The sequence below is a fragment of the Mycobacterium sp. E2327 genome, from assembly GCF_001672675.1.
Classification (GTDB): domain Bacteria; phylum Actinomycetota; class Actinomycetes; order Mycobacteriales; family Mycobacteriaceae; genus Mycobacterium.
The window spans coordinates 59,419-81,169 of sequence record NZ_LZKE01000055.1; the positions used below are offsets into that span (position 1 = coordinate 59,419).

Sequence of the window (21,751 nt, forward strand, 5' to 3'; positions counted from 1 at the left end):
GGGTCGAGGATGGCGTGGGACTTCGAGACCGACCCCGAGTTCGACGAGAAGCTTGCGTGGATGCGCGAATTCATCGACACCGAAGTCATCCCCCTCGAACCCATCCTCGCGGAGCTGCCGACCGCGGAATGGGCGGCGGTCAAGCGCATGTTGCAGGACCGCGTGAAGGCCCAGGGCCTGTGGGGGATGTTTCTCGATCCCAGCCTCGGCGGTTCGGGCTCGGGTCAGCTCAAACTCGCGCTGATGTCGGAGATCATCGGCCGCTGCATGGTCTCGATGGAGTTGTTCGGCGTGCAGGCACCCGACAGCGGCAACATGGAGTTGCTCGCCCATGGCGCCGACGAAGCCCAGAAGCAGCGGTGGTTGTATCCGAATCTGCGCGGGGAGATCTCCAGCGCGTTCGCCTTGACGGAGCCGTTCCTCGCTGGTGCCGATCCGACGGTGATCGAAACCACGGCGGTGCTCGACGGCAACGACTGGGTTATCAACGGGCACAAGTGGTTCACCACCAATGCCTCGTGCGCCGACATCATTTTGGTTGTCGCCGAGACCGATCCGGCCGGTCGTCCGCATCGGCACGCCTCGATCTTCGTGGTGCCGGCGGGCACGCCCGGGTTGCAGATCCTGCGCGAGATTCCCACGATGGCCCACCCGGATCCCGAGTTTGGCCGTCGCGGCAACCACGCCGAGGTGGTTTTCGACGATTGCCGCGTGCCCGGCGATCATCTGATCGGGGCCCGCGGCGAGGGGTTCCGGTTGGCGCAACAGCGACTTGGCGGCGGCCGCATTCATCATGCGATGCGCTGGCTCGGTCAGGCCCAGCGTGCCCTGGACATCATGGGGGAGCGGGCCGTGTCCCGGCGATCGCACGGCCGGCTGCTCGGCGAGCACCAGATGGTGCAGGACTATATCGCTCTGTCGCACATGGAGATTCAGGCCGCACGCCTGCTGACATTCCAGACCGCGTGGAAGATGGATCGTGACGGGGCCAGCGCGGTGCGCGCCGAGCTGGGCATGGTCAAGGCACACGTGTCCAAGGTGGTGCTGGCGGTGCTCGACCGGGCAATCCAGGTATGCGGAGCATTGGGATATTCCGGCGATTTGCCCGTCGAGCAGTGGTACCGCATGACCCGTTTCGGTTCGATCGGTGACGGTCCGGACGAGTTGCACAAGTCCGTGCTGGCGCGTCACGTTCTCAAGAAGTACCGACCCGTCGAGGGGTGGCCAACCGAGCACCTGCCCTCGCGTCGACCTGCCGCACAACGGAAATGGTCCGAATTGTGCGAGGCGGCAGGTGTACGTGCGCAATGAGATAGAGCTCGACGCGGAGCAGATCGTGGCCGCCGCGGTGGAGATCCTGCACGAGGGCGGCCTCGATGCGGTGAGCATGCGCAACGTGGCCGGTCGGCTGGGCGTGACCCCGCCCCCGGTATACGCGCGGATCGGCAACAAGGACGCACTATTGGATGCGATCGCCGAGCACTTCCTGGCCGACCTCGCGCCTGCCGTGAGGCCCGACGAACCCTGGCCGGACTACGCCCGACGCTGGACGCAGCAGATGCGCCGGCGCCTCATCAAGGCCGCCGACAGCGGGCTCTTTCTGCGGGTGAAGCGGCCGACATACCTGGAGGCGACCAGACCGCTGCTGAAATGCATGCGTCGCGACGGAATTTCGAAGGACGCAGCGGTGCGCGCGTGCCGGCTACTGACGTGGGCGACCGTGGGTTTCGTCGCCATGGATCACCCCCCGTCGGCCACACGGTCTCGACGACGGAACCGACTGGCCGGCAGTGACCCGGCCGGCGTGACGTCCGGCGAGATCGACGAATTGTTCACGGCCCACATCGACTACCTCATCGAGGGCATCCGGCGCGACGAGGAAACGCGATGAGCGCGCCGCCGGTCGATTTCGACATTCCCCGATTCGCCGCATGGTTGGCGGAAAGAACTGGCGAGCATGCCGACCTCGAGGTGACGGCGATTCGCGGGGGCGGTAGCTGCGAGATGTTCCGCGTCGACCGGCTCGGTGAATCGTGGGTGGTGCGGCGCGCCCCGCGGACCGCGGTGTCCGATACGGCCCACCAAGTCGTTCGCGAGGCGCGCATCATGGAGTCGCTGGCGGCACAGCGGGTTTCGGTGCCGCACGTGCTGGCGTGGACCGAAGACGTCAGCGTCCTCGGGGCTCCGTTCTTCGTGATGTCCTTCGTCGACGGCGGCGTCATCCGCCGAGACGGATTGCCGTCGCAGCTGCGCGACGACCCCGGCTCGCAGCGGCTGATCGGTGAGCAACTCATCGACACGCTCGTCGATCTCCATGCGGTGGACTGGACCAGGACAGTGCTTGCCGAGATATCGCGCCCGGCGGGCTTTTTGGACCGGCAGGTCGATCGTTGGATGACTCAACTCGACAGCTACCGGGTCCGCAGCCTCGCCGGCGTCGACGACATCGCGCGCTGGCTGCAGACGAACATGCCCGAACACGGCGAACTGACCGTCATGCACGGCGACTACAAGGTGGACAACCTGATCTGGGCGCCGGCCGCGCCACCGAGGGTCGCCTGCGTCGTCGACTTCGAGATGACCACCGTCGGCGACCCGCTCATCGACCTGGCGTGGGCCATGATCTTCTGGCCCGAAGAGGGCAACGCCATCGCACTGGCCGCCCCGGGCACGCCCAACGGCATGGCGTTCGAATCCTGCCAGCCGCCTTCGGAATTGGTGAACCGCTATGCAGATGCCACGGGACGCGACCTGTCCCGATTCGGGTGGTATCAGGCGTTCAGCGCGTGGAAGCTCGCCATCGTGCTCGAAGGTTCCTACGCAACGTTCCTTCGCGGTGAATCCCGCAACCCGCTGCACGAGGTTTTCGGGCCTATCGCCGACCAACTCCTCCTGCGCGCCGAGAGGTTCGCGCGATGACCGATCCGCTGTTCGACGTCAGCGACCGCGTGGTCCTGATCACGGGTGGGAGCCGGGGCCTCGGCGCGGCGATGAGTCTCGGCCTCGCGCAGCGCGGGGCGCGGGTGATCGTCGCCAGTCGAAAGCTGTCGGCGTGCCAAGAACTCGCCGCCCGGATCACCGATGCGGGCGGTCACGCTCATCCGCTGGCCTGCCATGTCGGTCACTGGAACACGCTGGACGCCGTCGTCGATGCCGCCGCCGCGCGGTGGGGTCGGCTCGACGGCCTGGTGAACAATGCCGGGATGAGTCCATTGGCTCCGTCGCTGCTGGAGACCTCGGAGACCTTGTTCGACAAGGTGATCGGCGTCAACCTGAAGGGGCCGACGCGCCTGACGGCGCTGGCCGCAACGGCCATGGCCCGCACCGGCGGGGGATCGATCGTCAACGTCAGCTCGCTTGCGTCGGTAAGACCCACGCCCGTCACCACGGTCTACGCCGCGGCCAAGGCGGGGTTGAACGCGCTGACCACCGCGACCGCCATCGAATACGCGCAAGTGGGTGTTCGAGTCAACGGAATCATCTGCGGAACCTTTGATACCGACGCGGCTTCGGGCTTCGTGCGGGACCCTGCGCTCCTGCCTGACATCCTGCGACCCATCGCACTGGGTCGGATAGGACGCCCTGACGAAATCGTCGGCGCCGTGATCTATCTGCTGTCCGATGCTTCGAGCTACACCACTGGATCACTGATGACCGTCGACGGCGGCGTCGCTGTATGACGCGCTGGACGCGATCGCGGCACGTTGTTGATGCCGCGGGTGGGCGGTTCGGCTGAAGGACGTCGACATCAGCGAGGTCGCCGTCCTGGCCAAACTCGTGCTGCCCAGCTGACGATTTTGGGCGCACAATTGAGGTGCCTGTCTGAAACCCGGGAGTGCGCGATGAGCGAGCAACTGTACGACTTTTTCGGCGAGATCTTCCAGCGGTACTTCGGACCAGCGATCGGCGCATATCCGCGAACCGGTGGAGCACTCGTCGATAGTTTGCTCACGCTCACTGACCACGTTCCGGATCGATTGGCGCAGACCCGGCGCGCCGCGATGGCATGGGGCGAGACCGAGACCCCGAACGCCAGGGTCACCTCCGAACTCTTCGTGATCACCCAACACGGACTGATGTATGCCGTCGGACTGACTGAGTCGCGCCGGGCGCTGTATTACCTGGCCACGCCGCCCGCGTTGTTCGATCCCTTCGTCGATCAGGTCGACACCGCCGAACTGCGTGAAGGCGCGGCGGTTGCGGTGGACAGTCGGTTCGGCCGCGACCTCGCATCCGCTCATCCGATGGACGCTGCGCTGCGCCGGATACTCGATGAGCACCTTGCGCTGCGAGTGAGTCTGCCCGGTTAGCTGTTTCGATTTCCGGCAGCTCCACCTTTGGTCGCCGCGGCCGACTTGGTCGGATGCCGGCCCGATACATTGCTAATCGTGAGCGAAGACAGGGTCCGGGTGCGGATCGCGGACAACGGCGTGGCAACGGCGACGATGGTGCGCGCCGACAAACACAACGCGCTCGACCAAGCGATGTTCGAAGCCTTGGTGGACGCCGCGGAGAAGCTGGCCGGTGATACGTCGGTCCGCGCGGTCGTTCTGCACGGTGAGGGCAAAAGCTTCTGCTCGGGTTTGGACGTCGCGAGTTTCATGGGTGGCGAACGTGGCACCGGCGTCTTGTTGGACAGAGACCAGGACCGGCCCGCGAACCTCGCTCAGCGCGTGAGCTACGACTGGTCGTTGGTACCGGCGCCGGTCATCGCCGCGATCCACGGCAACTGCTTCGGCGGCGGTCTCCAGATCGCCCTCGGCGCGGACATCCGGATCGCGGCGCCGGACGCGAAGCTGAGCATCATGGAGATCAAGTGGGGCCTCGTTCCCGACATGGGCATCACGCAGACACTGCCGAGACTTCTACCGATCGACGTCGCGAAGGAATTGACGTTCACCGGCCGCATCGTTTCCGGCAGCGAGGGTTCCGAGCTCGGCTTGGTCACCCGGACAGCCGCGGATCCGCTGTCGGCGGCGCTGGCACTCGCGGGCGAGATCGCGCTGAAGTCACCGGATGCCGTGCGGGCCGCGAAGCGCCTCTACAACGAAACATGGATGAGCAACGAACCCGCGACGGCTCTTGCGCTGGAATCAGTTCTGCAAACGGGGCTGATCGGCACGCCCAACCAGATCGCTGCCGTCGTCGCCGGAATGTCCGGGGAGCAATCCGTCTTCACCAACCCCGCATAACTTCCCACGAGATCGGGGAGACGCGATGAGCGCCGGCCTTTTCGGGCTACTCGACGACGTCGCGGTCCTCGCCCGGCTGGCCGCCGCCTCCGGCCGCGCGACCGCCAAGGCGGCCGGGGTCGTCATCGACGACACCGCGGTGACGCCCCAATACGTCCACGGCATCGCCGCCGAGCGCGAGTTGCCGATCATCAAACGCATCGCGGTCGGATCCCTGCGTAACAAGCTCGTGGTGATCCTGCCGGTCGCGATGCTGCTCAGTCAGTTCGCGCCGCGGCTACTGACCCCGGTCTTGATGCTCGGCGCCACCTACCTGTGTTACGAAGGCGCCGAAAAGGTTTGGGCGAGCATCCGCGGTCATGACGCCGACACTCCGCCGGTCGCCGAGCACGAAGTGGTGAGCGGGGCGATCCGGACCGACTTGATCTTGTCCGCCGAGATCATGGTGATCGCCCTCAACGAGGTGGCCGACCAGGCGTTGGTGCCGCGGCTCATCATTCTGATCGTCGTCGCCTTGGTCCTGACCGTCGTGGTGTACGGCGTCGTCGCCGTCATCGTGAAGATGGACGACGTCGGCCTGCACCTCACGGAGACCACATCCCGAGTGGGGCAACGGGTCGGCCGAGATCTCGTCGCTGGGATGCCCATGGTGCTCTCGGCGCTGTCGACGGTCGGGACGCTGGCGATGCTCTGGGTCGGTGGCCACATACTGCTGACGGGGAGCGACCGCCTCGGTTGGCACCCCCCGTATGACCTGCTCCTCCGTGCCGAGGATCAGGTTCGCCACGGCGTCAAGTCTTTTGGTGTGGTGCTGGGCTGGTTGGTCGACACCGGAGTATCCGCGGTGGTTGGGCTGGTAGTCGGATTTGCGGTCTTTGTGGTCATACGGTTGTCGAAGCGGATCGGGACTGCTTTGTTCATCACCTTGGGCTGACTGCCCGCTGAAGCGTTACCTCGGAAATGTCGGAGTGGCTTTTCCCTCCGGTGGTGCCGAGGGTGCTTATCCAAAGCACTACGACGGTCACCGGGGCGGGCTTGCTCACGGCGATGACGTTGTGGCCGGGCCCCAGCCCGGTGCGCGGGCTCAGTTCGGCGGTGTCGCTGAGCTTGGCGGGTGCCGCGCTCGGCGATGACCGTATCTGTGCCACCGTGCCGGTGCTGTCCAGGTCGACGGTCACGGCACTCAGCGATGTCGGCTCGGGAAGTTCCAACAGTAATCCGACCCCGTCCTTGAACTTTGGGAACGGTTCGGGGTCAAAGTAAGTGTCGGTCGACCACGCCGTGGCGGGGTTACCGTCAATCGCCAGCCCGGCCGAGTTTGGGCTGTCCGGGGCGCCGCCGGGTGAAAAGACTGAGGCTTTGAGCGGCTGAACCGTTCCACTTCGAGCGGCAGGCGGAGGTGCTGCCGGCGTCGCCGAACTCGGCGTCGTGGTCTGAAGTCCCAGCCTGTCCGGGTGCATCGCTGCGTCGGTGTTGACGGCGCCCACAATCCGACTGATTGCGCTAGCGAACGTCATCAACACGACGAGAACGACAGCCGCCGCTGTCCCTAGCATCGTTTTCAACAGCTGACGGCGAGCATATTCGGCCTTTTCGGCCGGTCCGAAATTGCGAAAGCTGGCATAGCAGCCGGGCGGCGGAGGTAAGAGCAACTCGCGGGTGGTGGACGGCGCCGCGTAGTTCTTGGCGTCGTCGCTGGCCTCGCGCAGCAACGTCGAAGTCGTCCTGGCACTGCGGATGCCGTCGCCATCACGCACTAGCCCCGCGGCGGTGGATGAAATCAGGAACGGAACTTGCGGGTTGAGGACCGCGGGCGCTGGGATTAGGCCCTCTGCATCCGTCTCGACGGGCGTCCAATCCTCAACCGGGGCACCCACTTTGGCGGGCCAACGGTTGACAAGCAAGCCATACATGACCGCACCGATGCCCCGAAGGTCATCCCGCGGCGTTGTATTTGGCATGGTCGCCGGAAAAGCCAACACCAGGCGCCGGTCGACGCTGACCCGGATTCGCTCGGGATGGTCGATTGACAACGCGAAACCTGCCCCGTGCACTACGTCGGCGGTCTCCGCCAGGGATAAGACCGCCTTTGCGACCCCGACGGGCGACGGCTGCGTATGGGCTACTTCTTTCAGCGTGGCACCGCGCGTCCAGTCGGAAACAACGACTCCGCCGCACCAGTCGCGTCCCACATCAATCACCCTCGCCAAGCCTGGCGACTCGATGCCGCGCAGGTTTGAGGTGTTGGAAAGAATCGCGTCGACGGTGCTGGTCGGCAGCGAGTTCTCGGAGTCGATCACCGTGACCGCCAGATGTTGCCCCGTGACCGTGTCAGCGGCTTGCCAGAACTGAAGATGCGAAGATTTGCCGTAGAAGATCATTAGCCGAATCCGGCCGCCCGCGATTGTGGCACCGGCAACAAGGGGCGCCTTTTCTCTGGGCGAATACGGCTCTGCCCAGTAGCGAGGAATGTCAGTCGTCGGGGGATCAGGTGCAACCGGTTGCGTGGCGGTCATCGCTTCGTCTCGCTCCCGCGGTGCTCACCGACCGCATCGGCCGGACGCGCACGGACGCTGATATTGGTCATCCATACATAGCCGGGGGTGGACGCTCTTAAACCCTGTATTCGCAGGGGCGGAAGTCCTCGCAAACTTGTCCCTGACTCCGCGGCGCGGGCATAGGCTCTGGCTATTCGGCGATCGGTAATGGGAGCTGCGCGGTGTCGTATGTTGTTGCGTTGCCAGAGGTGATGTCCGCCGCGGCCACGGACGTGGCTTCGATTGGTTCGGTGGTCGCGACGGCAAACCGCGGCGTGGCGGGCGCCACCACCGAGGTGTTGGCCGCGGCCGAGGACGAGGTCTCCGCGGCGATCGCCGCCGTGTTCTCCGCGCATGGCCAGGGCTATCAGGCCCTGAGCTCGCAGGCGGCGGCCTATCACAACTGGTTCGTGCAGGCCCTGAGCGGCGCATCCGGCGCGTATGCCGCCGCCGAGGCGGCCAACGCATCGCCTCTGGCGCTCTTTGAGCAGGCGCTGCTCGGTGTGCAGCAGGAAATCCAGCAGATCCCCACGGCGCTGGGGAACGGATTCAGCCAGGGATTCGATGTTCTGTTCGCAGACCCGCATTCACCCCTCTTGGCGCTGCTTACCGGCGACAATCCGTTCACCGGCATCATCGGGACCAACAACCCGCCGCGGTTGTTGACGTTGCTGCTCGGAGAAACGGTGCAGCACACCACCTATAACGGGATGCCCGTCGTGCAGATCACGCCGGCTCATCCGAGCGGCGATTACGTGGTGGCCATTCACGGCGGCGCGTTCATCTTGCCGCCGTCGCTCTTCCATTGGATCGACTACACGGTGATGGCCTATCAGACCGGCGCGACCATCGAGGTGCCGATCTACCCGCTGCTGCAGCAGGGCGGCACCGCCAACACCGTGGTGCCCAATATCGCCGGCCTCATCTCGCAGGAGATCACCCTGCACGGTGCCTCGCACGTCAGCGTGACCGGTGACTCCGCGGGCGGCAACCTCGCCCTGGCCGCTGCCAAATACCTGGTGGCCCACGGTCAACCGGTGCCGTCGTCGATGGTCCTGCTATCACCCTGGCTCGACCTGGCGCGCGACGGGGGCCAGATCGGCAGGGTATGGGCGGGCGGCCTTTCCATCACCGATCCCGAGGTGAGCCCGCTGTATGGGCCATTGACCGGCCTGCCCCCGACGTATGTCTACTCGGGCTCGTTCGATTCCCTCTACAACGAGACGCTTGCCCTGCAGCAAATTGCCTTAGCAGACGGGGCTCCGATGGGCTTCGTGCTGGCGCAGGGCCAAGTTCACGACTGGATTCTGCTGACTCCGACCGGCCCTCGTTACTGGGCGCAGATCGATCAGGAACTCGGTCTCGTGCACTGACCGCGAGCCGTGCAAGGCCGCCGCTCACAAGCTCCATGAAAAAATGGGTCCGATGATCCTCGCCATCGACCTCGGCAAGACGTCGTGTCGGGCCTCCGGGGGCGGCCGGAGGGCCGAGGGAGCGGGCGCGCCCGGACTCGCGACGCCGGGCGGCGTGCGGGCCGCGGAGGCGGCCATCGTGGCCGTCGCGCGAGACTTCGGCCCGGTCGACGAGGTGATCGTGGGGGCCGCCGGGGCGCTGAATGCGCCGGCCGCGGCGCGCGCGCTGGCCGAGTCGCTGCTGACTTCGCTGCGGGCCGAGCGGGTCGCCGTGACAGGTGACAGCGTGATCGCACACGCGGGCGCGCTGGACGGGAAGCCGGGCGTCGTGCTGGTCGTCGGGACCGGAGTTGTGGCGCTCGCGATCGGCGCGGACGGCGCGCTGCGAACCGCCGACGGCTGGGGCCCGTGGCTGGGCGACGAGGGTGGCGGCGCGTGGATCGGCGCGGCGGGCCTGCGCGCGGCGCTGCGCGCCCACGACGGTCGCGGCCCGTCCACCACGCTGCTGGACGCCGCCCGCGCCCGATTCGGCGCGCCCGAATCGTGGCCGGCGCAGCTCACCGACGCGGCGGCGGTCGCGTCGTTCGCGCCCGACGTCCTCGCCGCGCAAGACGACCCGGTGGCCTCGGCGATCGTCGGCGCCGCCGCCGAGTCGCTCACCGCGACCGCCCGCGCGGCCGGGGACGGGCCGGTCGCGATGGTCGGCGGCCTGGCGGGGGCGGAAGCGCTGCGTAAACGGCTCGACTTGATCCCGGCCGCCGGCGACGCGCTCGACGGCGCGCTGCGGCTCGCCGCGATTCACGAGCCGCACGTGATCCGCGTGCACGCGGCCCCTGAAAACGTTGCTCGGCATGGGCTCGACGCGCTGGCAACCGAAGGTTCCCGGCCCGGCCTCGACGACCTGGACCTAAGGCCGATCGGCGATGTCGTGGCGCTGCTCGTCGCCGCCGAGGGCGAGGCGCACGCAGCGGTTGCGGCGGCGGTCCCGCGGATCGCGGCGGCGGCCGAAGCCATCGTCGCGCGGCTCGAGCGGGGAGGCCGCCTGATCTATGCCGGCGCCGGAACACCCGGACGCCTGGGAGTGCTCGACGCGGCCGAGTGCAAGCCGACGTTCGGCACCGACCTCGTGCGTGCCGTAATCGCCGGCGGGAACGCGGCATTGACCGAGGCGATCGAGGGTGCGGAGGACGCGTTCGACCCCGCCGATCTCGCCGATCTCGGCGTCGCCGACGCTTTGGTCGGGATCACGGCGTCGGGCCGGACGCCCTACGTGCTGGGGGCGCTCGAGCATGCGCGCGCGCTGGGAGCGCTGACGGTCGCGATCGTCAACAACCCGGGCAGCGAGGCGTCTGCCGACATAATGATCGAGCTCTTGACCGGACCGGAGGTGCTCGCCGGCTCGACTCGGCTGACCGCCGGGACGGCACAGAAGGTGGTGCTCAACGCGCTTTCGACCAGCGTCATGATCGCGCTCGGCAAAGCCTACGGGCCGCGCATGGTCGATGTCCGCACCACCAGCGCCAAGTTGCGTCGCCGCGCCGTGCGCATCGTCCGCGACGCGGCCGGGGTCGACGAACAGGCCGCGGCCGCCGCGCTCGCCGCCGCGGGCGGCCACGCCAAGACCGCGATCGTCACGCTGCTCGCCGGCGTCGACGCGGCCGAGGCCGCCCGTCGGCTCGACCGGGCCCGCGGGCGCGTGCGCGACGCGCTCATTACGGGTGCGCCCCAATGAAATCCGCTTCCTTGACAAGCCGTGCCGCCGGATCCAGCATCGGTGCGGGATCATCATGAAGCGCATGCGAAGGGCCATCGCCGTCGGAGCCGTCGTACTCGTGGCGGGTTGCTCGCATGCCCATGTATCGCAGACGGCGGTAATCGACAGTTCGCAGCCACCAGCGCCAACGCCCGCTCCCGCCGCCGCCCCCGCGCCCAGCTTCCCAACCCTGTCCAAACCGCCCGACGCGGCTCCCGCACCTGATTTCGCACCGGTTTCCAAGCTGATCAACGACGCGATCGCCGCGAACAGGCTGCCCGGTGCCGTGGTCGTGATCGGGCACGCCGGACAGGTCGTCTTTCACCAGGCGTATGGCTCGCGCAAGCTTGCGGGCGAACCCGGGCTGGACGGATCGCCCGCACCGGCCGAGCCGATGACCGAGGACACGCTCTTCGACATGGCGTCCCTGACGAAGATCTTGGCCACCGCCCCTGCCGTCATGCAGCTCTACGAACAAGGCAAGGTTCAGTTCGACGACCCGGTGCAGCAGTACCTGCCTGACTTCAACACGACGGACGACCCGCGCCGCGCAAAGGTGACCGTTCGCATGTTGCTGACGCACACTTCGGGCGAAACGGGCGACGTCGAACTCAAGGATCCATGGGGACTGGACGGAGCGGACAAAGCGGAAGGCATGCATCGCGCGCTCACGACGCCGCTGGAGTCGGATCCTGGCGGGGTCTTTCGCTACTCCGACATCAACTTCATCCTGCTCGGTGCGCTGATCGAGAAAATCACCGGCGAGGCCGAAGACGACTACGTTGCCGAACACGTGCTCGCACCGCTTGGCATGCAAGACACCCGGTACCTCCCCCCGGACAAAGCCTGTGGCCCGCACACGGTCCGGGGAGCCGCGATTGGATGGGCCGGCCCGTCAACCGGGACCGCATGTCCCGCGGGCGCGTGGAGCATGGACCTCTTGCCGCGCATCGCGCCGACGGCACGCGACGAAGATGGCCGCGCCGATCCGGGCAAGAATCCCGATCTCGATTACCTGATTCGGGGCACCGTGCAGGACACGACGGCGCGGCGCATGGGGGGAGTGGCCGGGCATGCCGGGGTTTTTTCGACGGCGCACGATGTGGGCATATACGCGCAGGCGCTGCTCGATCGGCTTGCGGGCCGCCCAAGCGAATTTCCCTTGACGCAAACGACTTTGGAGTTGATGACAACTCCGCAGCAGCCGGGCCATACGGCCCAGCAGCTCCAGGCGGCCAACGACGCCGCCCGCCAAGCCCTCGCAATGAGGCGAAGCCCCGCATATCCGCTGCTCGCCGCGCGCTATCCGGCGATCGCGGGCCAGAACCTGCGCGGGTTTGGCTGGGATATCGATACGCCGCTTTCGATGGCGCGGGGCATGATCTTTCCGATCGGCAGCTTCGGCCACACCGGTTTCACCGGAACCTCACTCTGGCTCGACCCGCGCTCCGATACCTACGTGGTGCTGCTCACCAACTCGATCCACACGCGGGGCAGTGAACCGATCTCGGATTTGCGCGGCGAAGTGGCGACGGCGGCGGCGCGGGCGTTGGGTCTTTAAGGGGCCTTTAGGTCTTCTCGAAGTGTTGATAATCGAGTGGAGCCGTCCACTCGCCACCCCACCGCCAACCGCGGTCGGTGAAGGCACGCACCGCCGGATCGCCGACGTGTAAAAGTCCCGGGTCGGTGCGGGTGCGGTCCAGGTAAGCCGCGGCGTTCCGCGGTTCGAAATACCCGCTGGCGTAGAGGCACGGGTTGACAAGCGTGTTGATATCGACAGCCCGCCCGTAAGCGTGCGGTGACCATTCATTGGTTCCGGGGATGAGTCGGCAATTGAACGCCGACGTGTTGTTGTCCTCCATCGACAGCTCGTCGTCGGCGTCCGAATAGTGGTCGACCGTCTGCATTTTCTCGATCGGATAGCCCAGCCGGTAAAGCTGCTCGAAGATCGCGACGACCTCCGGCGCCAGCTCCTGATGCACGACGAGCTGGCCGCGGTGGGTCTGGCCGTCGAAACCGAGGTAGTCGACGTCGAGCCGTCGCAGCTGCCCGGGTTCGACGGGACAACCCGGCCGCCAGGTCGCACCGAGCTCTGCGGCGGTGACCGGCTCTACCGTCGCACCCGCGGGTGCTGGCGACGCGCTCGCCGGCGATGGCGCGGCGGGTGACGACGACACGGCCGCTGACCACGACGGAGACGATGTGGCCGCATGCGGTGGCGGCGCGGCGGTGCATTGCACTAGCACGACGCCGGCCGCGAGCACTTCCGCCAATACGGCACACGGCCGCTGGAAGGGCGTCAATGGAGATGAATCCTCACCGTTTCCCGGACAGGTCCGGTGCCAACGCTACCGCGGACGGAAATCGTGGCCTGTGCTGCAGCAGAAGTGGGTAAACAACCGGCATCAGCTTGGCCAATCACGTCAGTAATCGGAAGGTGGCATCAGATGCCTGGTCACGAAGGGGGCCGATGGGACGTCGGCACAAAGGACGACGCGGTCTACCTCGAGCGCGTCTCTGAGAGCGACGAGCGGTTATTCGACGACTTGTTAGCTGCCGACGAGGCCCGCGAATTGAGTGGGCTATTGACGAAATACGCAGACAAGCTCGACAAGTCCAAGGACGCCGGCAAATCCAAGGATTCCGATAAGTCGGAGGACTCGGACAAATCCGACGACTCGGACAAATCGAAGGATTCCGATGAGTCCAAGGACTCCGACAAGTCCGAGGACTCCGACAAGTCCGAGGACTCGGACGAGTCGGACGAGTCCGAGGAAGGCGACGAGCAAGAAAAGTCCAGCTGAGCGTCGCTCAAGGGTGAGGGGCGCGTGACCCCGGAACGGGCTACTATTCCAGCGCGATGCCAGAAGGGGACCATCGTGGGGGATGAATTGAAGGTGGATCCTGCCGCCTTGCACGTCGGCAGCAACGACATGTTCAACGCGGTCGGTCAGGCCGCTCTGGAATTCGTCCGCCACGAAGACGGGCTGGCCGCGGCCGCGCCGGGCTGGATCGGGTCGTCGCAGCTGGCGTTGGGCGAGCTGGCGGCGCGATGGGAAATCCGGCACGACCATCATCAGCTGCAGATAGACGGGTTGGGGTCCCACGTGGCCGAGGCGATGTTCCGCTACGTCACGAACGAGGGCGAGTCGGCGCAAGCTTTCAGGTCACTGCGGGAGTAGGGGTAGCTCGTGGGGGCGTTGACCCCATCTGACGTCAAGCGTTGGGACCTCGGTGCGATCCAGCAGGTGTTCGAGACGGCCAACGGGCGTGCCAATACCTTGCAGCGGTTGGGGGACAACCTGCAGCAGGTCAATAGTGTCCTCAGCGGTTGGCAAGGCGAAGCGGGGGAGGCGTTTCGCGCCGACTTGGGCAAGGCTCGCCGCGACATCGAGGCCGACGGTCAGGAGTCCAGGCAGGTAGCCGCGGCGGTGTCGCGCGCCGAGGCAGACGTGCGGGCGTGCAAGAACGAGCTGGCCGACATCGAGCGGGCAGCCGATGCCAACGGGTGGACGATTACGCCGGACTGGCGAATAGACGTGGGCGACACGTGGATTGGGCGCGATCCCATCGAGTTCGCCGCAAAGCAGCAGCTGTTGCAGGATCGGCTGATCCTGTTGAAGGTGCATGCTCAAGGCGCCGACCAGGAGCTCGCCGCCGCGATCCGCAGCGCTGTGAGCGAGGTCCCGTCGGGTACTGGCGGGCACCCGCCTACCGACGGTCCGCCATCGCAAGGGCGGCCGAAGTCTGCTCCGAGTGGGAAGCCGCGGTCACTCCAAGACATGCTGCTCCCCGCCGGCCCCGGAAGCGGCGACGGGCCGGCGGCTGACGCGCCGACTGTGGCCGCCGGCACGACGGGCAAGCCGCCGTCGCCGCAAGACCTGTTGATGCCCGCCGACAAGCAGCCCACCGGCGGTCAGGGCGACCAGCCGCCACCGGGCAGCCTGCCCGACCTTTTGAATCGGCTTAGTCAGCCCGTTGTCCCCGGCCCGCCGCCGCAGCTCAAACCCTCTGATGTGGAGAGCTTCAAGACGATGGCCCGCCAATCGATGATCCGCGACGGTGCTCCTCCGGAGCAGATCGAGGCGCGCCTGAACGACATCGTCGGGCGCACCCAGCAGTGGATCGACAACGGGATGCCGAACTACGTTCCCCCGGAGCCCAAGCCCGTGCCACCGCCGGGCTTCGGCGAAGGATTCGGTGATCGTTGGTTCGGGACGGAACAGGGCATCCATAACCTCCTCGGGGTAGGAGGGCCGGGAGCGCCCGGCGTGCTCGAGTCATGGCAGCAGATGCTCAAGGGCACCGTCGAGAGCGCTGCAAACCCGATCGGCGCGGCGGTCGGCGAGGTCAAGAACTTCTTTGACGCACCGAGCCCGGCCTACTACCTGGGTGGCAAAGCCTCCGACGGCGCGTACGCCCTGCCGGGGCTACTTTTCGGCGGCGAAGGCGCCGGCATAGGCCGACTGGCCGACTTCGATGCCGTCGCCGCAATCGATTACGGCCCAACGCATTTGCCGCATGTGCCGGTCGGCTTCGATGAGCCCATCAAATACCAGCCGTTCGCCGACCAGGCCGGGCAGGATCTCTACGCAGCCTTGATTCATGGAGAACCCACGGATTACCTCAGCCAGCAAGTCGCTGATATGGCGACCCACTACGTCGGTAACAACCCAGACCGAGTCGTACTAGGCAAGTGGGACGGTGATGCAGCCGGCTATATCGGCGACGCCAGAGGCCAGGGCGGAATTTATTTCGATACCGGGAACCCAACGTGGGATGCGATTACCTATGGGCTCCCCAAGCCGGTAGGCGACGATCTCGCGTGGCAGGTCAACCAACAGTTTCTTCGCGGCCAGATGGAGGCTGGTGTGTCTCGAATCGAATACCATTTGCCGCAAGGATTCAACTCTGTTGAAGAGGTCCTGGCGCTGAGGCCGAATACTTTCTCCGCCAGAGAAATATCATTCCTGAAGGCCAATGCAGAGGCATACGGTTATCAGCAAGTCGGAGATGTTTGGATACGCGTGACGGGTGGGCACGGATGACGCAAGAGTTCTTGGCCGGAGTCCGGGCTATTGTCGAGCCTCTCTTGATCCAGCTTGGATTCCAGCTAGAGGAGTTCAGCGACATCGATCACTGCGGACGGAAGGCCTCCGTCGCCTTCTTCCGTTCAAAAGACTGCAAGATCCAGGTGTACGACGCACCCCGGGAAGGTGAGATCAATTGCATGATCGCTCCACTGGATGCCGCGAATGTACTTGGTCTATATGATCCGTCCGGCAAGTGGCAATACCTTCCGACGTTCGCCATTCGGCAAGGTGTTCCTCCCGAAGATATAAGAGACGCTGATTTGCCAGAGTTTCCGACGACTACTGAGTTCCTTGAATCAGTGCGCCGTCGGATCGAGAAGTATTTCCCGATCGCACATGACGGCATCCTCGAAATGAGTGGACCGGAACACCGCGAACCGAGTCTTTAGACCTCTGTCTCCTGCGCCCATCTCGGCCGGCGCGTTTCTCGACTGTGCGACGAACGCGCCGCCGCCAGCGTCGCCGCAGTCCCGCCGTTGATCGCGGTCAGCGGCGGCGGCTGGCCCTTGCGCAGCGTCGCGATCAGCTCGCGGTACGGGCCGATGAGGTAGACGGTGTCGCCCGCTTGCAGTCGGGCGTCGCGGCGGGGGCGCAGCCTGATCGGCCCTTCCGGCCGGATGATCGCGATCACGCGGGTTTGCGTGGACATGTGCACCATCGTCAGCCCGTCCAGCTCGCTGCCCTCCGCCACAAGCATCCCGCCCACCATGAACGAGCGCTGGCCTACCCAGAACGTCCCGAGCACCTGCAGGCCCATCGCGGCGCCGATGAACCAGGGCGCCGCGAGGTCGACGATGGACCGCACGTTCTCGAAGCCGAACCGCCGATTCACCGCGGTGCCCAGCGCCCGGCCCTGAACGCGCATGACGATCGGCGTCTTGGTATCGGATCCGAGGATCTCCAGCAGCACGATCCCGGTCTCGATGTTCTCCATGTCGTCGCTGGTCACCACAGCCACTCCCCGGGCGCGATCGACGCGCGCCGACTCCAGCGTCTGGCGCATCGCCGGATCTCCGAAGATCACGGGTACGTCCAGCTCCGCGGCGGTCGGCAAGAAGCGGTTGTTCTCGTCGCTCTCGATGACCAGGACGTCATATCCGGCCGCGGCCAGGTCGCTCACGACGCGGATGCCGACGGAACCCAAACCGATGACGACAACGTGGTCGCGCATGTGGCGTGCCCGCCGGAGCCCGGCACCCTGGACGAAGCGGCGGGACAGCAGCAGGTCCGCGAGGAACGCCACGAGGATGGCCGTGACGATCGCGCCGCTGAACATCAACGCCACACCGAACAGCCGCAGCCAAGGGGCTTGTTGGGCGAAGCTGAAGTCCCCGTAGCCGACGGTCGTGATCGTCTCGGAGGTGAAGTACAGGGCGTCGATCCACGACATCCGCGGGTTCCGGTAGGTGAAGTGCACTACCGCGGTCGCGGCGAGCGTCAGGAACAGCGCGAAGGCCAACGAGGGAAAGAGCATCGGGTTGATGTCGTCCCGCATGGCACGGAACGCGTCGATGGCGTGGCGCGCCCTGGAGTGGCGAGCGCGGGTCGCGGTCGCGGGGGGCACCTTGATCCCGCGGGCTTCCAACTCGTCTTTGACGCCGATCATCGACGTCCAGTCGCCGGCGTAGACGCGCTGATCCCGTCCTGGGCATGGCACCACCTCGCCGGGGGAGGGTGACTTCTTGCCGTGGACCACCGCTACCGGCGCCAGGTCGCCGTATATCTCGCGCAGCGTCCCGTCGTGCGGTGCTTCGGCTCCCCAGACGACGAATTCGATACCGGCCGTGTCGAACTGGTGCGCGTTGCGCGAAAGGACCGCCTCGACGAGCGATGGCGTCGCCAGCTCGGCGACGTCCAGGATCGCGCCGGGGCCGTTGACGGTCGACACCGCTTCGCGCAGCACATCATTGGCCAGCCGGGCCACCACGCGCACGTCCGGGCTGTATTGCCTTGCCAGCAATGCGATTTCGAGATTGATCGCGTCGTTTGGCCCGGCGCAGACGACTGCCCGGGCGCGATGTACCCCGGCGCCGAGCAGATCGGCGGCGGTGTTGATCTTGATGATCCGCGCGCCGGCGCCCCGCAACTCCTCGGCGATGGTTCTCGACAGAGCGTCGTCACCGGCGACGATGATTTCGCGATGCATGATCTCGCGCGCCGGGTGGGAAACGGGTTGCTCCATGCGACCGTCGATATGGTCGATTTGTGGCCTAAGCCGGGGAACCGATGACATCGTCTTCATGGTTCGGCCTTTCGCTTTTCGTTCCTATGACTATCGGCCACCGTGCCGGCTCATGCCACCTGAGGAGTACGGATGCAGAAAGTCGTGCGGTGCAACAGGTTCGACTCGGGCGCGTCACGCCGACGAAATAGTTGAGGTGTACAAAACCCTGGCGCCACTGCTACTCGCGTCAACAGTCTGATAGTGGCGAGCGAAGGAGCAGCCCGTGTCCGAACACACGCCCGACGACATCTTCAAACTCGTCAAAGACGAGAACATCGAGTACGTCGACGTCCGCTTCTGTGACCTGCCGGGCACCATGCAGCACTTCACGATTCCGATTTACGTGTTCGACGAGAACGTGTTCGAGGAAGGCCTGGCCTTCGACGGCTCCTCGATTCGCGGCTTCCAATCGATCCACGAGTCCGACATGTTGCTGCTTCCCGACCCGGAGACCGCGACGATCGATCCGTTCCGCGAGGCCAAGACGCTGAACGTGAACTTCTTCGTGCACGACCCCTTCACCCTCGAGCTGTATTCGCGCGATCCGCGCAACGTCGCCCGCAAGGCCGAGAACTACCTGATCAGCTCCGGCATCGCGGACACCGCCTACTTCGGCCCGGAGGCGGAGTTCTACATCTTCGACTCGGTCAAGTTCGACTCCAACATCAACAGCTCCTTTTACAAGGTGGACGCGACGTCAGGGTGGTGGAACACCGGCGAGGAGACGGAGTCCGACGGCAGCCCCAACCGCGGCTACAAGGTCCGGCCCAAGGGCGGATACTTCCCGGTCGCCCCGACCGACCACTACGTCGACCTCCGCGACAGGATCCTGACGAACCTCACCAACGCCGGCTTCTCCCTGGAGAAGGGCCACCACGAGGTGGGGGGTGGCGGCCAGGCCGAGATCAATTACAAGTTCAACACGTTGCTGCACGCGGCCGACGACCATCAGATGTACAAGTACATCGTCAAGCAAACCGCGTGGCAGGCGGGCAAGACGGTCACGTTCATGCCCAAGCCCCTGTTCGGCGACAACGGCTCCGGGATGCACTGCCACCAGTCGCTGTGGAAGGACGGCGTCCCCCTGATGTACGACGAGGAGGGCTATGCCGGCCTGTCGGACACCGCGCGGCACTACATCGGCGGGTTGCTCTATCACGCCCCGTCGTTGCTCGCCTTCACCAACCCCACGGTCAACTCCTACAAGCGCCTCGTTCCCGGCTATGAGGCCCCCATCAACCTCGTCTACAGCCAGCGCAACCGCTCGGCGTGCGTGCGCATCCCCATCACCGGCAACAACCCGAAGGCCAAGCGACTGGAGTTCCGTTGTCCCGACTCGTCGGGCAACCCCTACCTAGCCTTCTCGGCCATGCTGATGGCCGGCCTGGACGGCATCAAAAACAAGATCGAGCCGCCACCACCGGTCGACAAAGACCTCTACGAGCTGCCGCCCGAGGAGGCCGCGGAAATCGTTCAGGCTCCCACCCAGCTGTCCGCGGTGATCGACCGGCTGGAGGAGGACAGCGAATACCTCACGGAGGGAGGCGTTTTCACGCCCGACCTGATCGAGACGTGGATCAACTACAAGCGCGACTACGAGATCGCGCCGTTCAACCTCCGAGTGACCCCGTACGAGTTCGCCCTGTACTACGACGTGTGAGGCTGGTCAGTTCCCGGCCTCGATGGCCGCGACTTTTGCGGCCGCGTCGGGCCCGCAAAACCGCTGGAGGTCCACCGGGCCGGCGGCCAGCAGATCGTCAATGCGGCGCTTGAGGTCACCCGACGACAGATGGGCATAGAGGTTCGCGCCCGGGCAGGACGTCGAGGCCAGATCGCGATGGCCCGCCAATGTGTTGCTCGCGACCCGAAAGTTCTGCGCGGCCCAGGCGAACGCGAGCGCGGCTCCGTGCAGCTGGGCCTCGGACACGGCCTCCTGATCGAAGTCGCCTTCGCAGAGCACCAGGAAATGGCCGGTCGTGTTGTAGTCCGTCGCTGTGTCGCCCGCGAATTCGGTGCTTCGCAGCTCGTAGATGTTGCCGTTGCGGTCGACGCCGACGTGATACGCGATGTCAATCCAGCCCTTCTCGTCTTGGTGGTACCGCTGGTCTTGACGCAAATGGCTTGGGGCGTTTCGATTTTCGCCGAGGACCACCGCCTCGTGGTGCAGCGTCATGCGGGTGATGGTGTGGGGCTTCCCGCCGGCACGGGCAGGTCGCGCCCCCCATGCGTCTCGGCAGAGCAATTGCGCCGACATAGCGGCCGAGGCAACGTCCGGCCGTGCCGCACCCGCGCCGATCACCGACAAGCCAATGCCGCCCGCCAGCCGCAACAGCTGACGGCGGTCAACCATGGGCCAGTGCTCCTACTTCGCCGCACTCGGGCAGTACGCAAAGACGGCGGCCTGCGCCAAATGCAAGGCGTCGTCATGACTGAACCGTTTCGGCCACGGGTTACCCGCGGCTCTGTCCTGGTTCTCTGCGGCCAGGATGTTGTTGACCGTGGACTCGATGGGCTCCGGCCGCGGCGGCAACATCATGAAGCAGCTGTGGTGGCCAAGCTCCATGAACCGCTGACGCATGGCCGCCTTTCCGCTGTCGCTGATGCCGTAGCTGTCCAGCGTGGACAGGAATTGTGCGTCCGCGCCGTCGGCCGGCGCGTTGGCGGCGCTCGAGGCGCTGACCGTGACGGTTTGCGGGCCCGGCGACATCGCCGTTTTGTCCCGTGACAGGTACACCCCCACCGAAATGAGGCCCGCCAGGGCGGCTACCGCGAGAGCCGCCCCGCCGATGAGCACCCCGACCGGCGTCTGCCTGGTTTGGCTGCCCGTCATGCGCGGCCTCCTCTGACTCCCGGATGGTCGCCAAGGGCGCTCGCGCTTCGTGAATCACGCCGACCCCTCGCCCGGACTCCCCAGGCAACCCCAAGTCCAATCAATATCGCACCGTTTACGCTCCGGAGTTCAACGACACGTCAATGGCCGATGTCGAAGTCTGTCATGGCTGCGGCGGTCCGTACAGACCGCGCTAGGACACGGGGCCGACCAGGTTGGCGTTCTGCGGGCAGTACGCGTGGACGGAGATCGTCACGTAGGTATCGGCGTCGAGCCCCGGATTGCTCGTCCGGAACGCCCCGACTATCTGTGGCACCGTCATCCCCTGACGGATGTCGTCGCACACCACCTTCCCGTTGTGAATGGCGGCCTCGGGATTGGCGAACGAGATGCCGTGATCGTTCAGGTCCTGCACGTACTTGTTGTCCTGATCCGGCGTGGACACGATGGACGACGGGCCGGCCGCTGAAGTTGGCGCCGCGGGTGCGGTCGATGCAGGCTTTGGCGCGGCCGGTTGCGGACCCTTGGGGGACGGGCTGAAGAGCCAGAAGACCAGGACGATCGCGCCCGCCAGCCCCAGACCGCCCATCAGCAGAGCGGCGGCCTTTCGCCAAGTGGCGCTCCATGATTGGCGGTCTTCCGGTGCTTCATCCCGGACGTCGTCGTAGTCGCGCGCCGACGTGCGGTCGGCTTCATCCGAAGCCGCGTGA

The 21,751-nt window shown here is 65.9% G+C and carries 21 protein-coding genes and 1 pseudogene; 16 read left to right on the forward strand and 6 right to left on the reverse strand.

Features of this window, described 5'->3' with window-relative positions:
• Positions 1-9 precede the first annotated feature (9 nt).
• The 7 genes from A5712_RS07110 (at position 10) to A5712_RS07140 (ending at position 6,126) form a co-directional block, all read left to right on the forward strand.
• Positions 10-1,311 (forward strand): acyl-CoA dehydrogenase family protein, encoded by a 1,302-nt coding sequence (locus A5712_RS07110; protein ID WP_068102943.1) that lies wholly within the window; start codon positions 10-12, stop codon positions 1,309-1,311.
• The gene (locus A5712_RS07115; protein ID WP_197519317.1) at positions 1,301-1,891 is read left to right on the forward strand and encodes a TetR family transcriptional regulator; all 591 of its coding nucleotides are present in this window, start codon (positions 1,301-1,303) and stop codon (positions 1,889-1,891) included. The genes A5712_RS07110 and A5712_RS07115 overlap by 11 nt, the downstream gene beginning before the upstream one ends.
• Positions 1,888-2,919, forward strand: coding sequence for a phosphotransferase family protein (locus A5712_RS07120; RefSeq protein WP_068102947.1), 1,032 nt, complete (start codon positions 1,888-1,890; stop codon positions 2,917-2,919). The genes A5712_RS07115 and A5712_RS07120 overlap by 4 nt, the downstream gene beginning before the upstream one ends.
• Entirely contained in the window at positions 2,916-3,680 is a 765-nt protein-coding gene (locus A5712_RS07125) for a glucose 1-dehydrogenase (RefSeq protein WP_068102950.1), read from the forward strand. Before A5712_RS07120 ends, A5712_RS07125 begins: the two co-directional genes overlap by 4 nt.
• Before the next feature lie 162 nt (positions 3,681-3,842).
• Complete coding sequence (locus A5712_RS07130; RefSeq protein WP_068102951.1) at positions 3,843-4,310, forward strand: glucose-6-phosphate dehydrogenase; 468 nt, start codon at positions 3,843-3,845, stop codon at positions 4,308-4,310.
• Positions 4,311-4,388: 78 nt separating this feature from the next.
• The gene (locus tag A5712_RS07135; RefSeq protein ID WP_068102976.1) at positions 4,389-5,192 is read left to right on the forward strand and encodes a crotonase/enoyl-CoA hydratase family protein; all 804 of its coding nucleotides are present in this window, start codon (positions 4,389-4,391) and stop codon (positions 5,190-5,192) included.
• A gap of 25 nt (positions 5,193-5,217) precedes the next feature.
• Positions 5,218-6,126: a DUF808 domain-containing protein gene (locus A5712_RS07140; protein WP_068102954.1), complete on the forward strand. Its 909-nt coding sequence runs from the start codon at positions 5,218-5,220 to the stop codon at positions 6,124-6,126.
• Here A5712_RS07140 and A5712_RS07145 read toward each other — a convergent pair.
• On the reverse strand, positions 6,113-7,708 hold the full coding sequence (locus A5712_RS07145; protein WP_197519318.1) for a protein kinase family protein: 1,596 nt from the start codon (positions 7,706-7,708) through the stop codon (positions 6,113-6,115). The two genes, A5712_RS07140 and A5712_RS07145, sit on opposite strands and share 14 nt — an antisense overlap.
• A gap of 233 nt (positions 7,709-7,941) precedes the next feature.
• On the opposite strand from A5712_RS07145, the gene A5712_RS07150 reads away from it, so the two are divergent.
• The 4 genes and pseudogenes from A5712_RS07150 to A5712_RS07160 all read left to right on the forward strand — a co-directional run bounded on the left by A5712_RS07150 (position 7,942) and on the right by A5712_RS07160 (position 12,455).
• Entirely contained in the window at positions 7,942-9,102 is a 1,161-nt protein-coding gene (locus A5712_RS07150) for a PE domain-containing protein (RefSeq protein ID WP_068102959.1), read from the forward strand.
• A gap of 52 nt (positions 9,103-9,154) precedes the next feature.
• Positions 9,155-9,874: pseudogene (locus A5712_RS32645) on the forward strand (BadF/BadG/BcrA/BcrD ATPase family protein); the annotation flags it as partial.
• A gap of 87 nt (positions 9,875-9,961) precedes the next feature.
• Positions 9,962-10,873, forward strand: coding sequence for an N-acetylmuramic acid 6-phosphate etherase (locus A5712_RS32650; RefSeq protein WP_068102978.1), 912 nt, complete (start codon positions 9,962-9,964; stop codon positions 10,871-10,873).
• A 64-nt stretch (positions 10,874-10,937) separates the two neighbouring features.
• Entirely contained in the window at positions 10,938-12,455 is a 1,518-nt protein-coding gene (locus tag A5712_RS07160; RefSeq protein ID WP_082973323.1) for a serine hydrolase, read from the forward strand.
• 7 nt (positions 12,456-12,462) lie between these two features.
• On the opposite strand, the gene A5712_RS07165 is transcribed toward A5712_RS07160, so the two are convergent.
• Positions 12,463-13,071 carry a M15 family metallopeptidase gene (locus A5712_RS07165; protein ID WP_369830367.1) on the reverse strand — a complete coding sequence of 203 codons (609 nt, stop codon included), beginning with the start codon at positions 13,069-13,071 and terminating at the stop codon, positions 12,463-12,465.
• A gap of 270 nt (positions 13,072-13,341) precedes the next feature.
• On the opposite strand from A5712_RS07165, the gene A5712_RS07170 reads away from it, so the two are divergent.
• The 4 genes from A5712_RS07170 (at position 13,342) to A5712_RS07185 (ending at position 16,376) form a co-directional block, all read left to right on the forward strand.
• The gene (locus A5712_RS07170) at positions 13,342-13,698 is read left to right on the forward strand and encodes a hypothetical protein (protein ID WP_068102962.1); all 357 of its coding nucleotides are present in this window, start codon (positions 13,342-13,344) and stop codon (positions 13,696-13,698) included.
• A 75-nt stretch (positions 13,699-13,773) separates the two neighbouring features.
• Positions 13,774-14,076 (forward strand): RNA 2'-phosphotransferase, encoded by a 303-nt coding sequence (locus A5712_RS07175; protein ID WP_231982022.1) that lies wholly within the window; start codon positions 13,774-13,776, stop codon positions 14,074-14,076.
• A 9-nt stretch (positions 14,077-14,085) separates the two neighbouring features.
• On the forward strand, positions 14,086-15,942 hold the full coding sequence (locus A5712_RS07180; RefSeq protein ID WP_068102965.1) for a WXG100 family type VII secretion target: 1,857 nt from the start codon (positions 14,086-14,088) through the stop codon (positions 15,940-15,942).
• The gene (locus A5712_RS07185; protein ID WP_068102967.1) at positions 15,939-16,376 is read left to right on the forward strand and encodes a hypothetical protein; all 438 of its coding nucleotides are present in this window, start codon (positions 15,939-15,941) and stop codon (positions 16,374-16,376) included. The genes A5712_RS07180 and A5712_RS07185 overlap by 4 nt, the downstream gene beginning before the upstream one ends.
• Here the strand turns inward: A5712_RS07185 and A5712_RS07190 are convergent.
• Positions 16,373-18,133 carry an NAD-binding protein gene (locus A5712_RS07190; RefSeq protein ID WP_082973324.1) on the reverse strand — a complete coding sequence of 587 codons (1,761 nt, stop codon included), beginning with the start codon at positions 18,131-18,133 and terminating at the stop codon, positions 16,373-16,375. The genes A5712_RS07185 and A5712_RS07190 overlap by 4 nt on opposite strands.
• A gap of 301 nt (positions 18,134-18,434) precedes the next feature.
• On the opposite strand from A5712_RS07190, the gene glnA reads away from it, so the two are divergent.
• Positions 18,435-19,871 carry a type I glutamate--ammonia ligase gene (gene glnA / locus A5712_RS07195; protein WP_068102970.1) on the forward strand — a complete coding sequence of 479 codons (1,437 nt, stop codon included), beginning with the start codon at positions 18,435-18,437 and terminating at the stop codon, positions 19,869-19,871.
• A gap of 6 nt (positions 19,872-19,877) precedes the next feature.
• On the opposite strand, the gene A5712_RS07200 is transcribed toward glnA, so the two are convergent.
• The 3 genes from A5712_RS07200 to A5712_RS07210 form a co-directional block, all read right to left on the reverse strand.
• Positions 19,878-20,540, reverse strand: a complete 663-nt coding sequence (locus A5712_RS07200; RefSeq protein ID WP_231982024.1) for an N-acetylmuramoyl-L-alanine amidase — start codon at positions 20,538-20,540, stop codon at positions 19,878-19,880.
• A 33-nt stretch (positions 20,541-20,573) separates the two neighbouring features.
• Positions 20,574-21,041, reverse strand: a complete 468-nt coding sequence (locus tag A5712_RS07205; protein WP_068102972.1) for a DUF732 domain-containing protein — start codon at positions 21,039-21,041, stop codon at positions 20,574-20,576.
• Positions 21,042-21,234: 193 nt separating this feature from the next.
• A partial coding sequence (locus A5712_RS07210; protein WP_156766454.1) for a DUF732 domain-containing protein occupies positions 21,235-21,751 on the reverse strand: 517 nt, incomplete at its 5' end.

Excerpts from the sequence above, each read along its gene's own strand:
- A5712_RS07160 (WP_082973323.1), top strand. The coding sequence starts at position 10,938 with ATGCGAAGGGCCATCGCCGTCGGAGCCGTCGTACTCGTGGCGGGTTGC.
- A5712_RS07125 (WP_068102950.1), top strand. The coding sequence starts at position 2,916 with ATGACCGATCCGCTGTTCGACGTCAGCGACCGCGTGGTCCTGATCACG.
- A5712_RS07190 (WP_082973324.1), bottom strand. The coding sequence starts at position 18,133 with ATGCATCGCGAAATCATCGTCGCCGGTGACGACGCTCTGTCGAGAACC.
- A5712_RS07140 (WP_068102954.1), top strand. The coding sequence starts at position 5,218 with ATGAGCGCCGGCCTTTTCGGGCTACTCGACGACGTCGCGGTCCTCGCC.
- A5712_RS07170 (WP_068102962.1), top strand. The coding sequence starts at position 13,342 with ATGCCTGGTCACGAAGGGGGCCGATGGGACGTCGGCACAAAGGACGAC.
- A5712_RS07150 (WP_068102959.1), top strand. The coding sequence starts at position 7,942 with ATGTCCGCCGCGGCCACGGACGTGGCTTCGATTGGTTCGGTGGTCGCG.
- A5712_RS07145 (WP_197519318.1), bottom strand. The coding sequence starts at position 7,708 with ATGACCGCCACGCAACCGGTTGCACCTGATCCCCCGACGACTGACATT.
- A5712_RS07120 (WP_068102947.1), top strand. The coding sequence starts at position 1,888 with ATGAGCGCGCCGCCGGTCGATTTCGACATTCCCCGATTCGCCGCATGG.
- A5712_RS07130 (WP_068102951.1), top strand. The coding sequence starts at position 3,843 with ATGAGCGAGCAACTGTACGACTTTTTCGGCGAGATCTTCCAGCGGTAC.
- A5712_RS07110 (WP_068102943.1), top strand. The coding sequence starts at position 10 with ATGGCGTGGGACTTCGAGACCGACCCCGAGTTCGACGAGAAGCTTGCG.
- A5712_RS07185 (WP_068102967.1), top strand. The coding sequence starts at position 15,939 with ATGACGCAAGAGTTCTTGGCCGGAGTCCGGGCTATTGTCGAGCCTCTC.
- A5712_RS07205 (WP_068102972.1), bottom strand. The coding sequence starts at position 21,041 with ATGACGGGCAGCCAAACCAGGCAGACGCCGGTCGGGGTGCTCATCGGC.